The sequence below is a fragment of the Cystobacter fuscus genome, assembly GCF_044360685.1.
GTDB classification, from domain to species: domain Bacteria; phylum Myxococcota; class Myxococcia; order Myxococcales; family Myxococcaceae; genus Cystobacter; species Cystobacter fuscus_C.
In genome coordinates this window covers 5,178,311-5,193,886 of sequence record NZ_CP043491.1, presented here as the reverse complement: position 1 = coordinate 5,193,886, position 15,576 = coordinate 5,178,311, and the positions used below count along the sequence as shown (strand labels likewise).

Annotated in this window: 2 protein-coding genes (1 of these 2 running past the window's edge); both read right to left on the bottom strand. The window is 69.0% G+C overall.

From position 1 onward, the window contains the following. Positions 1 to 11: 11 nt before the first annotated feature. Positions 12 to 875 carry a peptidylprolyl isomerase gene (locus F0U63_RS21280; protein ID WP_395847737.1) on the bottom strand — a complete coding sequence of 288 codons (864 nt, stop codon included), beginning with the start codon at positions 873 to 875 and terminating at the stop codon, positions 12 to 14. Next, positions 872 to 15,576: the 3' end of an Ig-like domain-containing protein gene (locus F0U63_RS21275; protein ID WP_395847736.1), read on the bottom strand. It continues 16,354 nt past the right edge of the window; only the last 14,705 of its 31,059 coding nucleotides appear in the window; its start codon lies off the right edge, out of view; it ends in the stop codon at positions 872 to 874. Before F0U63_RS21275 ends, F0U63_RS21280 begins: the two co-directional genes overlap by 4 nt.

The window sequence follows — 15,576 nt, the reverse complement described above, 5'->3', positions numbered from 1 at the left end:
CGTCCACCGCTTCATCGGGACTTCTCCCCCTCGGACTGCTTCGGCCCGGCCATGTCGGCCAGGTGTTCTGGATAACGCTTCACTGAAATCTCACTCCGCAGCCGCTGCATGAGCGCCTCTTCGGCCTCCCTGCGCGACCCGGCCGCCAGCTGGCCGCGAACTTCCTCGAACTCGGGCACCACGGTCCGGGGCGCCTCCAGCGCCCGGGCCACGTGCAGCCCGAAGGCCGTCTCGAAGGGCTTGGACAGCTCGCCCTTCTTCAACTCCGCCACCGCGGCGAAGAAGCGGGGCTCCACCTGCCCCTCCAGGATGGGATCCAGCTCCCCTCCCCGCTGGGCCGTCGCCGCGTCGTCCGAGGACTCCCGGGCCACCGCCCCGAAGTCCTCTCCCGCCACCAGTCTCGCGTAGATGGCGTTGATGCGCGCCCGGGCCTCCGCCCGCGTCCGCGCGTCCGTGCCGGGCTGGACCCTCACGATGATGTGCGCCACGTGCACCTGCTTGCGCGCGAGCGACTCCCGCTGCGCCTCATAGCGCTGCCGCAGCGCCTCCTCGGAGCTGGACGCCCCCGCCACCTTGTCCAGGTAGGCATTGGCCAGCACCTCGCGGCGGGCCGCCGCTACCCGGGCCGCTACCTGGGGGTCCTCCAGCAGGCCCGCCTCGCGCGCGCCCTCCTCCAGCAGGGACCTGTCCACCAACGCATCCAACGCCTGGGCTGGCTCCAACTCCCCACCGTGGGACGTCATGTACAGCGACAGGTCGGCACGCAGCAGCTCCGTGCGCCCCACCTTCGCCACCCGGTCACGATCGCCACACGCCACGAGCCCCAGCACGAGCCCCAACGACGCCCAGCGTCCCCAACCCAGACCGTTCTTCATCGTGCCACTCCACTCATGGTGCAGGCGGCGGTGGCCGAGCAGTCGGCGTCCTGACAGTCGAACTTGCCGTCCAGGTCGTCGTCGATGCCGTTGCCACACAGGCCGATCTCATCAGTCTTCCAGATGCCGAGCGTGAAGGAGCCCGAAGCACCGCTGTAGCCTTCGACGATGACCGCCACGGGGGAACCATCCAGATAGATCTCGAACATGGAGAGATTCCCCTCTCCCCCATCATCATCACAGATGATCGGTGCTCCCAGGCACGTCCTCTTCTTGAGGTGAAGGACGGTGTCGTGAGTGCTCGACAAGGTCTCGAAGTGGTACGTGCCCGGAACGGGTGGCACCCACTCGTAGACACGCTCCGGCGAGCTTTCCGTGCGTCCACACGAGCCGCTCAGCCGCGCAGGCTGTCCCACCGTCGAGCCCCCCACGAAGACGGGCAGGACGCTGGAGAGCCTGCCCGAGGACGAAGGCTCACGGCAGACGGCCTCCATGCTCTTGTCCTCGCCACAGTTCTTGTCGGCGGCGTCCTTATCCCCGTCCCCGTCATCATCGACGTTATTCACGCACTCCAGCGCTTCGCTGTCGCTCACGTCCGCGGCGCTCGTGCAGTTGGGATTGCCGGGGTACTGGTTGGCGCACGCAGGCAGCGGGCTCGGGTTGGACTCGTTGTCATCGAGCGGCGAGGAGCAGCCCGGATCATTCGGATAGTCAATCCTCGAGTCCTCGCTTCCATCGTTGTTCCTACCGTCCGAGCAGGCCGGCCGGGCACACCGATCCACACCCTCCACCTGCTTGCAGGTCTCTCCCGCCTGGCAGGCGAACCAGGGCAGCGATCGATCACAGGTCGTCCCCGAGGCGAGGACTCCACTCACCCACAGCCGGGTGTCCTGGGTTCCATTCAGGAACAGGTGGTAGTTGCCCACCGCCGACAGGTTGGCCGAGAGCCGTCCGTTGCTCATGGAGGCGAGTGGGTTTCCCGCGGGATCACACCCCTGGCGCAGCACCATGGACGTTGCGCCCGTGGAGGCCATCAACGTCCCCCGGCCGGGCATGTAGAACCTGAAGACACGGCCGCCCGCCGAGGGCAGAGGGACCTCGGTCGATGCCGCGCCAATGCCCGCGGGCGCGGCGCATGTTTCGCCAGTGCCGTCGAGCTCGCTCTGCGAGGAAGCGCTCGTGCACCCAGGATCCGTCGGCCACTCCCCATGCTCGTCCCTGTCATCGTCCTCGCCGTTGGAGCACACGGGCATCACGGAGGGATCGGTCTCGTCATTGTCCGTGGGCGAGTCACACCCCGGCTCCGCCGGATAGTCCGTCCGCCCATCGTGGTCGTTGTCGAGATGGTCGCGGCACGCCTCGGTCCAGCAGCGGTAGACCCCGGCCGTATCCTGGAGGCACTTGCCACCATAGGCGCACGTGAAGGCACTCGTCGGCGACGGATCGCAGATCGCCCCCGTCCCCAGCCTGGCGCTCACCAGGACGAGTTCATCGGAGTTGTCCGATGAGCGGTGCATGAAGAGTCGCGCATCGGCCGGCAGGAACGTCAGCTTGTTCACCCCGTAGTTCACGCACTCGAGTCCCGTGCCACCGAGGCAGTCCCGCATGACACTCACGGCGGACGGCGCTCTGTAGGAGAGTTCCTCGACGGGTCCATCGAACGGCAGCGACACCCACGTGCCGTTCTTGCTCGCGAAGGCGCATTCCAACGTGTCGGTGGTCGTCTGGGAGAGCTGGAGCCAGGTCTTGGACTCCGCCCCCCACTTCCACAACGGCACCGGCTGCGCACACATCGCTCCCGTGCCGGCGGGGAAGACGGGCACGGACCGAGCAATGCTGTTGAATCCCCCACCGCGATCCATGGCCTCGAGCCTGAGCTCGACCGAGGAGTTACCCGCGGACGGCGTGAAATCACGGCGGAACGTGCCGTTGGCGGGTGAGGGCACCGGTCCAGCCACGGAGCTGCCATCCACGAAGAACTCCGCCCAGGCGAAGGGCGGCTTGTCATCGGAGAGCTGGCCAGAGAGCTGCATCAGGGTGTTGGCGACGAGGTAGTCCGTGTTGATGCCAACCACGGGGAGGGTATTCGCCTTGACCGTGTACGACACGCTGCCGGTGGCCGTCATATCGAAGCCATCCGTGGCCGTCGCGCTGAGGCGCAGCTGGGAGTTCTGGGGAGGTTGAGGGACGGGCAAGGTCGCGCAGACCTCGAGGCACCCCGTTTCACAACTCGTGGGCGAGCCGAGCGAAATACCGTCCAGGGTGGCCGTGAGGCTCTTGATCATCCCCGACGCATCCACCGCCTTGACACAGAACTTCTCGGGATAACCGACGGTGAGGGAACTCCCCCCCATGGGAGTGAACGTCAGCACGGGCGGAGTGTTGGGCTGGATCGCGGTCTTCCGAGGCAACGCCTCAGCCCACCGGCCGCGACGGTCCCAGGCCTTCGCCGTGAAGACGACTTCCTGCATCGTCTCCGTCTGCGGAGGCACCCGGTAATCCACCGAGACGGGACTGGTCGTCGACTCGCCAATCTTCTGCCCGTTGGCGAAGACCTCGATCAAGGCCAGATCCGAGTCCGTGTCGAACGCCGTCACGGTGGCGCGAATCATGTCCCCCTCATCCGCCTTGGCGGGCGGATACCGGGAATCCGACGAGAAGCTCACCGTGGGCGGATCTCCATCCGGAAGCACGGCAATCGCATCGTTGGACAACTGCGCGCTCTCGCCCGCGGCGTTCTGCGCCACGAGCTTCATGCTCACCGTCTGGTTCTCCCGGTACTCGGGCAGCACGAAGCAGTGGGTGACGGAGAGTGCGCCGGAGGCGGAGATCTCGTTCGCCGCCACCAGCGAAGAGCCCAGCCACATCGACAACGTGGACGGGCCATTCGCCGCCAGAGAGCCCGTGACGCAGTTGACGGTCGGTCCGGCACGCAGCGTCGTTGGCAAGCCCGTTGGTTTCGGGGGCGCCACGCTCCTCAACACGGAGAGGTTTCGCGAGACCGTGGCCGTCCGCCCCGCCGCGTCGACGAGTTCGACCCGGAGGGTGCCCGCCAATGAAGTCGGGGCCGTGGCCGCGACCACGGGCAGCCGGAACGGGGTCGACAAGGAACTCAGCGCCCCCCCGTTCCAGGGGAGCTCGCCCAGGAAGAGATCCGTTTGCTTCTGGTTGTCACGCAGCCAGACGGTTGCCCGCATGGGGGCCAGGGCCCCCGTGGTGGCGGAGACCTTCAGGGTGACGCTCTGTCCGGATTGGAACTCGAGCCAGTCCGGGGTGAAGGTATCGAAGGAGAGAGAAAGTGCCGCCGGGGTGACCGGTGCCACCCTCACCTTCAGGGGCGCCGAGAGCGCCGAAGCGCCATTGGCGCTCCGGGTCCGCAACCGCAGGGACAGCTCACCACCCGCGGCGGCTCCCTTGGGAACCCTCAGGTTCGTGCGCAGCTCGCGCTCATCCACCGTGCCCACCACCACTCCGTCGACGAGCAGCTCGGCGTCATCCAGGTCGACACCCGACGCCTCGCCCACCACCAGCAACATGCTTCCAGCCTGGACCTCCGTTCCTGGCGCCGGAGCGATGAGCCGCGCCGACGGGAGGGCGCCCGTGGCCGGCAACACGAAGCGCTGGAGGCCACGCGCCGCGTCGGCGACCACCACCTCCCCACCGCTCAGGATCGCATCCAGCCCCACCCCCGCGGGATAGCTGGCCACGAGCCGCGGCGCGTCGGGATCACTCAAATCGAAGACCTCCGTCCGGGCCTCCGTGACGCCTCGCGAGGCCTCGCTCAACACGGCGAGCCGCCCGAAGAGCCGCACCCGATTCACCACGCCCGACGTCGGCACCGACAAGCGGTTGGACACCGCCCCGTTCTCCAGCAGCCAGGTGGTGAAGCCCTCGTCGTTGGCGGTGACCACCAGGTCATCCTCCAAGGCCACGGCCTTCACGTTCATGCTCGGGAAGGCCGCCGCCCGGCGCAGGTTGCCCGCGCCATCCACGGCCACCAGGCTCCAGCCCTCCAGGCCGTGTGCGACCGCCGCGCGCTGCTCGTCACCCGCGACGTCCACGGTCGCGTTGGGGAGCACCACGGACACCGGGTTGCTCGCGAGCGGCAGCACCAGGCTGGACACCTTCGAACCCCCGATGGCCCAGAGCCGGCCCCGGGAGGCAGCGAAGCGTTGGATCGAGCCCGCGGACGTCAGGAAGGAAGAGTCCTTCACCGTGAGCGTGCCGTTCCTTTCCTGCACGGCCTGTCTCAGGGTCGCGTTCTCCAGGAAGTAGAAATCACGGTCCACGCGCTCCACCTGCTGGATGATGCCCGTGACGGTCTTGCTCGTGCGCTCGGTGAACTGCGAGGGAAGGCCGAGATCCAGGTAGCGCAGGGTGTTGCCGGAAGCGGTCAGGACGCCGCCACGGTAGTCGGCAAGCCCCTTGGTCGTCAGGGACAGCGTCGCCGAAGGCCCAGTTGCCGGGCTGGCGGGCGGCGATGGCAGCCGCCCCACCACCACTCCCTGCGCGGTCGCCACCAGCAGGAGTTCGCCGGAGATGGCCAGGTCGCTCCCGTCCAGGTCCTGCAGGAAGAGCAACGACGGCTTCGTGGGCTCACGCACGTCGACGACGCGGAGACGCCCATCGTCACCCAGAACGTAGGCCAACCCGCGTGCGACCCGTACCACCCGGCCCGCCGTCCCCAGGGTCAGAGAGCTCACCTGGAAGCCATCGTACGCGTAGAGATACAGCGCCTTCTGCGTCACCGTGATCAGCCAGTCGTCGTCCCGATCCGCCGAGCGCACCATCTCCGGACTGGTGAACTGAGGCGTCCTCGCCGAGAAGTCCGCGCCACGAATCGTCGCGTAGAACGTATTCGAGTTGTTCCTGACGGTGAACACGCCGTCGGGATGTCCCGGCAGCAGGTCGCCCTCACCTCTGAAGGCATAATCCACCTCGGAAGTGAACGGCCTCGTCGGATCCGACAGATCCAGCAGCCGGACGCTGTAGCTGACATCCGGCATGGAGACGTGGAACCGGTTTCCGCTGGACGCCACCCCGGTGCAGTTGCCCGCCAGGAAACCCACCCGCCTCGGGTTGCTCGAATCCGACACGTCGAGGATCTCCAGGCCCGCGCCGCCATAGGCCAGCACGGCCAGATCGCCCACCACGGCCAGGCCCTCGGGATGGGCGGGAGCAGTGTAGCTCCCCAGCGGCGTCAGCGACGCGGAGGGACCCCGTTGCAACGAGCCAATGGTCAGCCCCGTGGCGGTCCGGACGAACACCCGATCCCCTCTCACGACGAGCTGCTCCGCCTGGGCGAACCGCGGCACGGTCACCCCGCCGGCCGGCGGAATCACCGGTCCCACCACCGACCACGTCGCGGACACCGGAGCGCTGGCGTTGCCCGCGCGGTCCATCGCGCTGGCCACCACCTTGAGCACCGCCCCCGCGGGCGTGGACTCGGGCAGCCGGTAGCGCAGCACGGAGCCGCCCCTGGCCACCACCGTGCCATCCAGCGTGAGCTGCTGCGTGAGCCACGCCAGGCCTCCCGCCTCGGTCACGATCGCGCTCGAGGTCAACCACGAGCCCGCCGAGACACGGCCCTCCGCCGGCTCCACGACGAGCGGCTGGATGACCGGCACGTCCACGTCCTCCAAGAGGATGAGGCGCAACGGGTTCGCACGCGACTCGTGGCCCTCGGTGTCGATCGCCACCGCCACCACCCGCAGGTTGTACCCGCTCCGGTCGAGTGGCGTGCGCAGCGAGGCCACGCGGGGCTCTCCCACGACGCGCTGCTCGTCCCACACCTTGAAGTGGGTCTCTCCGTTCCCGGTCACCTCCTCCTGGAGTTCGAAGCGAACCTCTCGCCACTCGCGCGACGTGGACAACCCCGTGGCGAGCACCTGCACCACCGAGCCCTCCACGACGTTGCCGGAAGCCACCTGTTGCAGCGAGAACGACAGGTCGGGCAGGAGGTCATCGCGCACCTTCACCGTCTTCTCGAGGTGCGCGCCGCGATGCCCCTGGGCATCGATGGCCACGGCCCGGACAGGGAAGTCCGTATCCGCGCCCACGCCGGGCGCGCGCACCACTCCGGCCCAGGCAGGGCCCTGGAAGATGAGGGGCTGCTCCTGTCCGAGCCGCACCTCCACACTCGCGACCTGTGCCGGATCCTGGGGCCGCACACGCACCACGAACTCGGAGCCCTCGAGGACGGAGTCGGGCACATCGAGCTCCAGCAGTTGCGGCGATGGAGCCGCACCCGACAGATTCACCGTCTGCTGTGCATAGGCGGTCTTCCCCGCCAGATCCCGCACCCGCAGCATCACCTGGGCCGTCTGTCCCGACATCGGCATGTCCACGGTCCGGGGCAGCGCGTTGTCGAGCACCTCCACCACCTGGCCGTTCACCAGGAGCTCGGCGGTGTACGCATTCAACGGCAGGGCATCATCCGTCACGGTGGCGCTCAGTTGCAGCCGCGTGCCGAAGAACGCCGAGCTGGCGGAGAGCTTCATGTCGTTGATTCGAGGCAGGTCCTGGCCACGCGCCAGGTACAGCCGCGACACCGCCCCACCCTTCAGCGCCATGACGCTGTTGCCAGTCACCACGGCCCGGCCCTGGATCTCCGGGTAGTGGCCCACCAGGGCGAGTCCGGTCCGCGCGTCCAGCACGCGCAGGCCGTCTTGCGCCCCGGCGAACAGCAAGGGACCGAGCGCGCGGATCGACACCACCGGGCTCGCGAGGCTCGTCTCGCTGACGGCCGAGAGCGTGCCCGGAGCCGTCTGAGAGCGCTCGAAGCACTTCACCCGGCCCTGGCTCGACGTGGCCCCCTCGCCCGCCACGCACACCTTGTCCGGGCCCAGGGCCGTCACCGCCACGGCACCGGCCGTGTCGGCCGCATCCGCCCACACCGGCTCACCGGGGGCCTGAGGAATCGACAGGTCCACCGCCACCAGCCTGGTGTTCGTGAGCGCGTACAGCAGGCCGTCTCGCACGGAGAGCGAGCGCACCGGCCCGAGCGCCCGGTGCGCCCACAGCACACCATCCAGGCCGCGCACCTCGATGCCCTCGTCCGTGCCCACCACCACGCCACCCCAGAAGGTGGCGAGCGCGGTCGGTGGCCGACGCAGGGTCTTCTGGCCCGAGGACACGAGCGCGTCGTCGGAGACGCCAATCAGCTCGAGCCGTCCCTCTCCCGACGCTGTCCGCAGGGCCACCGCCGCGCGGCTGCCCAGCAGGGCCACCGCCACGGGCTCCGCGTCCAGAGCGAGCTGCTTGGGCACTCCTCTGATCAATTCGGAATGGCTCTCCAACGAGCCGTGCCCGCTTCCATCCTTGCGCAGGACGAGCAACCTGCCGCCGTGGAAGGCCAGGTCCACCGCCGCGTCCACCCCGTCGAGCGTGAGCCGCGGCAACGCGGCGCTGGCGAACTCGGCCAGGGTACCGGAAACCTCCACCACGTTCTCGCCACCGAGGCTCCGGGCCCGGGCGCCCATCTTCACCGCCAGGTTCTCCGGCTCGAGCGGCAGCACGAGGCGGTTGGACGTCGCCATGGTCACGGGGTCATCACCCAGCCGGTACTGGTACGACAAGGTGGCGCCAGTGCTGGTCGTGGCCTGCGCGGTGAGGGTGGAGCCACCCAGGAACAGCGGCCCCTCGGGGCTGAGGCTCATGCTGACGGTCGGCGCGGGGGTGGCGGTGTCCTTGACCGTGATCTGTTGGATGACCGGAACACTCTTGTTGCCCCGCAGATCCTCCGCCTCGGCACGCAGGAGGGCATAGCCATTCCCCGCAGTCATGGTGGGCACCGTGAAGGAGTGGGTCCACGGCGCGTTCTCGAGGATGACCTCGTTGTCATCCAGCGACAGGCGCACCTGCTTGATGCCCGTCAGCGGCGAGTGGACCTCGAGCCGCACCAGCAGCGAAGCGCCCTCCTCGAACGACTGGCCGGCGGAGGGGCTGGTGATCTTCAGCTGCGGCTTGAAGGAAGTGGAATCCACGGTGAGCACGCGCTTCACCGTCGAGACGTTGTCCCGCGCGTCCTTGGCGCGCGCGACCAGGGTCACCGTCCTGGCCTCGTCGGGCGCGGTCCACTGCATCGTCCAGGGAGCCTGCGTGAGCGTACGCGGCGCCAGCTCTCCACCCTCCGACGAGAACTCCACCGACTGCACCGGGTTGGTGTCCGTGGTGGACACCCGCAGCTCCACCTGTGAGCCGGAGGCGACGTGCCCGTCCGCCAGTGGCGAGACGAACGTGACCTGCGGAGGCGTCGTGTCACGCGTGACGGTGAGCGTGATGGGCGCGGTGCTCTTCACGAGGTTCTTGTTGTCCGTGGCCAGCGCGACGAGCACGTGCGTCTCGGAGTCACCGGACACCGGCCGCAGGCGCAGGGTGTGGGTGAGCCTGGCCGTCTTCGTGCTCGCCGGCACGGTGAGGCGCTTCTCCAGAACGCCATCCAGGCGCAGCTCCGTCGAGCCGAGGGCCACGTCGTCAGAGGCATCGACCGTGACGGTCACCAGGGTGCCCTCCTCCAGCGTGCTCGACTGCCCGGCGTCCACGCGGCTGCCATCCGGCAGCATCAGGAACATGGACACCCCGGGGACCTTGTCGTCCACCACCTGTACGGAGACGGACAGCGTCTGCGTGTTGCCCGAACCATCCTCGGCCGTCGCCACGAGCTGTGACGTCTTTCCGACGGCCCCGCTCGGCCACTGATACCGGAAGACACCCGCGGAGAGCCGCTCGGCACTGGTGGTCTCGCCGTTGGTCGTCACCGTCAGGGTCGTGTCCGGCCTGGAGCGCGAGTCGTCATCGGCCACCACCTCGAACACCCACTCTGTCCCGTGGGTGAACGCATCGCCCGTCTCCACGAGCTTGCCGCTGCCCAACAGGGTGAGGCTCAACGTCGGCTTGACGAGATCCTCCGTGCGGAACGTACGGCTGGCGTTGACGCGATTGCCTCCCGGATCGGTGACGTCCGCCACGTTCAGCTCGAACCAGGTCGTGGACGGCAACTGCGCCACCGGCTGGAGCGTCAGCGACATCTTGTCCGCCGCCACCGTGACAATCGCCCCCTCCTTCACACCCGTCGCCGTGCGCTTCAGGAAGGCCCGCTGGGCGCTCGCCTCGTCAATGGGCTCGTCGAACTTGACGGTGAACCGCGCATCCAGCGCCACGTCGTGGTCGCCTACGTCATCCACCGGCAGCCACTCATCCACGGTGGGTGCCCTGGCGTCCGCGCGACAGACCTTCTTCGCCAGCGTGAACGGCGCGATGCCCGGCTGCGACACCTGGATGGGCAGACATCCCTCGTCGCCCGCGGGAACCCTCAGGCGCACGGTGTTGCCACTGATGTTCGTCTCCACCGCGAGCCCATCGACCTTGACGGTGAGGCCGCGCGTGAAGCCACTGCCGAACAGGTTGATCCAACCACCGTCCGTGGACACCTTCACGGGCGACACGTCCGTCACCTCCAAGGGCGCCACGTAGACGAACCCACCCGGAACCTGGACGTACTCGCCCGCGTCGGTCCGCAACTCCACGGTGACGGGGCCTCCCACGCTCGCCGCGGGCGCCTGGACCTTCAGGCTCGTGGCGGTCGGCGTCGAGCGCAGCTCGGCGTCCATGCCGCCAAAGCGCACCCCCGTCACCTGCTCCAGGTTCTCGCCCGAGATCACCACCTCCGCGACCCCCTCCAGCCCACCGTGGTCCGGGGAGATCCGCGTCACCTGCATCTGCGTGCTCTGCGCGCCTCCCACCACCGGGAAGCGCCAGGCGCCGAGCAGTCCGCCACCGGTGTACTGGCTCGGAGCAAGCTCCGCCACGGCCGTGTAGACCTCTCTCGGCGTCAGCTCCGGCTCAGGGAGGAAGCCCACCGTGTAGCTCGAGACCTCACTCGTCTGACTGCCCGTGACGGCCTCGTTGCCCAACCACAGGGACAGGAGGCTGTCGGACACCGCCGGCTGCCACAGTTCCAAGGACAACCGCAAGGACACCTCGCCACCGGGCGGCAGGGAGTCACCCGGCAGGGGCACCGAGCCCACCGTCACCGGGTAGGGCAGCTGGAACACCTGGGTCTTCGACCCATCGGCAACCACCGCCGAGCCACCGGCCACGACCACATGCTGGCCCGCGTGGTTGAGCGGTGCCGCCCACGTCCGCTCCACCATGTTCGCGCCGGCCGTGGTGTCGATCCACGACAGCCGCGTCGGGCTGGCCACCCAGGCCCACGGGCCGGACAGCGCCACCGACTGCACCTCGGCCGGAGCCTCCCACGAGCCCACCACCACCGGCTCGGTCAGCCGCGCGACATCCACCAGACGCACCTGATGGCCCAACCCGGCCAGCAGCCGGTTGCCCTCCGCCGCGAGCGTCGTCGCGCGGCCAGGCAGATCGATCCCCGGCCCGATCTCCGTCAGCCGCGCGTCATCGAGGCTGCGCAGCTCCAACCGCGAGCGCGACGAACTCTCCTCGATGAGCAGGGCCAGGGCCCCACGGATCCGCGCCATCGCGCGCAGGGTGCCACCCGTCACGTACGTACGCGCCACCACCTGGAAGGTGCCATCCACCCGGCCCAGCAGCGTCACCTCGTTGCCGCCGCCAATGGCCACGTAGACCGAGCCCGGAGTGGCCACGATGGACGAGGGGCTCTCGCTGCTCGACGGCAGCCAGATGCGCTCACGCACCTCGGGCTCGCAGGGAGCCCCCAGCGCCAGGCCACAGCTCCCCAGCTCATAGAGCACGATCTCGCGAGAGCCCGCGAGGAACGCCACGTTGCCATCCACCGCCAGCGCCGAGGCATTGAGTACTCCTGGCACCGGCTCCCCGGGGATCGCGACGGCCGGGTTGGAGAAGTCGATCGGCGTCAGCTCGCCGTCGTCGGCCATCAACACCACGGAGCCCACCTTGGCGAGCACCTCCGCGCCCTGGTCCGCCAGGGTCATCCGCGGATGGAGCGTGAACGTGAAGCCCTCGCTCTTCACCGCGTCCACCGTGCCCGTCGGAGTGGGCGTGGAGACCATCACGTCCACGACGCCCGTGACCCCATCGGGCACCTTCACGCTCAGCGACCCCGAGGACGTCAGCACCACCGCGCTCGCCGGCCGGCCCCCGAAGGTCACCAGGGAATTGCCAGACAGACCCTCGCCCTGGAGCGTCACCAGGCTCTGGCTGTTGAAGGGCGCATGAGCGGGCGACACGCTGGTGAGGGTGGGGTTCTCCAGATAGCGGTAGGCCCCCAGCCGCAGTTCCGACAGGCCCCCGAGGTTCTCCACCTCGACCGCCGCGGGTCCCGCGGCGTCCGCGAGTGGCACCCGCACCTGGACGGAGCGGCCGTCCGCCGCCACGGAGAGGACCTCCGCCTCCTTGCCACCGATGGACACCGTGCAGCCGGGCAGGAAACCCTCGCCCCTCACCTGGACGAGGTCACCGCCCGACACCAATCCAGAGGGCGGGCTCACCTCCTCGATGTGCGGCCGCAGGGTGGACGCACGGGTGGCGGTCTTGAAGCGGACCTCCAGATCCACCCCGATGCTTCCACCCCGCAGGTTGGCCAGCTCCTTGCCGACCCGCAGGAGGTAGCGCGTGTCCGTGGTGAGCGGAGAGGAGAGCGTCAGCACCACATCCGCGCCCTGCTCCGTCGCCTCCACCCGGCGCGTCACGTCGCTCACCGGCGTCTTCGCCGCGTCATCCCGCAGCAGCGCCACGGCCTCCAGGGTGTCGCTGTCCGGCAGCTCCGACAGGTGCACTCGCAGCTCGGTGCCCACGGGTACGGTCTGCTCGCTGGCCGGCGTGGTGCCGAGCACCTCGAGGTGCTCCAACGCCACCGTCACCAGCGAGCCCACCAGTGCTCCCGCCGTGTCCTCGGGATGCTCCAGCGGCAGCTCCACCATGCGCCCATCCACACGCAACAGCAGCGTGCCCGCGAGCAGGTACTCGCCCGAGGACTCCAGCGACTTCACATCTCCCTGTACCGAGACGCGCTCGAGGAAGGCGGGCGGAGCTTGCGTCGGCACGGAGAAGCGCTGCAGCTTCCCACCACCACCGGACACATAGGCCACCCCCCCCATCACCCGCGTCTGCTCGGCGGACATCCACGTGCCACCCCGCGGATCCTGGAGCACGAGCGCTCCGGCGGGCGCCGGCTGTCCCCCGGACGTTGCCAGCCCCTTGAGCTCAATCACCGTCACCTGCCGCGCATCCGGCCCCAGCGAGGCGAAGGCCTTGGTGCCCGCCACGGTGAGGTGCCGCGCCGGCTTGGACAGGGGGTAGCTGGCCCGCTCGGCCAGGTCTCCCCTGCCGGCGTCCAACACGAGCAGCCGTGCCGCTTCGCCCATATTGGCCGCGAGCAGATACCGGCCATACAGGGCCAGCGCCCCCACGCCTCCCGGCACGGGGTAGCGCTTGACCGGCAACGGCTCCGGCGTCTCGCCCAGGCGGTACACCGCCACGCCCAGGTCATCCGCCACGAAGACCAGGTCGTCCTTCACCACGACGTCCCGGGTGGCCCCCGCCCCTGGCGGGTTCAGCGTCGCCAGACGCTTCGGCGCCGCCGGATGCTCCACGTCCACCACCACGAGCCCCGCCAGTCCGGCGGCGATGTAGAGGGTGTTGCCCTCCTTGGTGAGGCGGCGCACGCCTCCCTCCCCGAGGAACGTGAGCGGCAGGGACTGGGACTCCACGGGCTTGACCAGCGGAAGCTCGTTGAGCCCGAAGAAGTACAGCGCGCCCTGCGTCGTGGTGCGAGACGGCTCGAGGACATTGCCTTGCACGTCCACGATGCTCGTCTGGCCACCGGTGGCCACGTAGGCCACGCCCTTGTCCACCAGCACGTGGGTCACGGGCGGCGTCGACTTCTCCTGCACCGGGCCCGAGCCATAGAGGAACGCGTGGAGGAGCGTCTTCGTCGTCCCCTTCAGCGTCACATGCACGTCCACCAGGCCCTCGCCCGGAGGCGCCACCGCATCCGCGTGCTCGGGAGAATAGACGTGCACGGTGTACGAGGACGTGGTCCCGAACTTCACCGTCATGTCCGGCGTGAAGCCCCGGCCCACCAGGTTGACGAGCACCCCACCCTGCTGCGGGGCCCGGCCCGGCGACAGGGACAGCAGCTCGAGCGGATCCCTGTACAGGAAGCCACCCAGCCGCACGGTGCTCAAACCACCGGGGTTGATGACCTCCACCGACGCCGGTCCCGCCACGCTCCCGACGGACGCGGGCACGGTCACCTCGAGCGTCTTGTCATCCTGGTACTCCAGCGACGTCACTTCCCGGCCACCGACCTTCACCCGGGTCTGGGGATTGAATCCCTCGCCCGTCAGGGTGACGGTGGTGGAGGAGGTCGTGAGTCCGGAGGGCGGATCCAGACGGGAGATCCTCGGCTGCACGGCCTCCGCCAGCCCGGCGATGTTGAAGCTGGCCGTGAAATCCGCGGCGAGCGTCCTCAACGCGAAGTCCTGCACGCCCGATTGACCCGAGACGACCCTCACCCGGACCTGATCATTCACGCGGAACCGGTCCGTGGGGCTGGGGGTGAAGACAATCGTGGAGCCACGAATGCCGAAGACGACCTCGCGCGTGCCCTCGACCGTCCGCCAGCCACCACCGTCATTGGCGGTCACCACGAACGAGTCCGTCGTCACCGAGGACGCCTTGAGCGGCAGCGTGAAGCGCACCTGGATGTTCGTGCCGGCGGGCGCCACGCTGCCCGGAGCCGGCTCCATGTCCACCGCGAGCAGGTCCGTTGGCGGCACCTCGACGACGGTGGACGCACCGGTGGTGGACGTCAGCAGCGCGCCCCCCACGAAGGTCAGACCCGAGGTGTTGCTCCCCAGGTCCGTCGCCTGGAGCAGCTGGGGCGCGGAGTCCTGGGAGACATCGAGCACATACAGCTTCGGACCCACCGTGACGTAGGCACGGCCTCCGCGCACCACCAGACGGCTCTGCACGAGCTGCTCGTAGGAGTACGTGCCGGAGAGAAGCTGCCGGGAGCCCAGGGGCGAGCCCTGGCGATCGTAGATGGAGAACGTCAGTCCCCGGCCCGACGTCCCCTCCACCCGCGAGGTGAGCGCGTAGAGGTGCGTTCCGTCCTGTCCCAGATCCAAGGCCAGCGGGTCGTCGGCGTCCAGCGAGATGGGATTGAGCGGAAAGCGGGCCGGACCGTCCACCTGAACCCTGCGGATGAAGCCACCCCCGGCGCCCGGCTCCGTCACGCTCACGTAGGCCGTGGAGCCCTCCAACCTCACCCCCGTCGCCCTGCCATACATGAGTTCCTGGCCCGCCAGGAACATGCTCTCCGGGCGGGACACATCCACCAGCAACAGACCCGCCGTATCGGCGGCCAGGAAGGCCAGCGAGCCCGACACGTCCAACCCGCGCACGGGCGCCTCGGTGCGCAGCGCGCCCAGGCGGATGGGCCGCTCCTCGAGCATCACGTCGAAGATCTCCAGCCCCTCGTAGCCCGCATTGGAGATGCCCACGTAGAGCGTGTCTCCCTGCAAACGGATCTCCGAGGCCACCTTGGGCGGGAAGCCAGGCAGGGCCATGGTGGTGCCCACCGGCAGGTCATACGAGAAGAAGCCCACCTGGGTCTTGTCCTGCTCGCCCGGCCGCCGGAGCTCCACCGCGACCAGCGAGGCCCGATCGACCGCGGGCGTGGTGAAGCGCAGGGTGTTGAGATCCAGCAGATCCACGTCCGCGGCCCTCACCTTCACTCCAC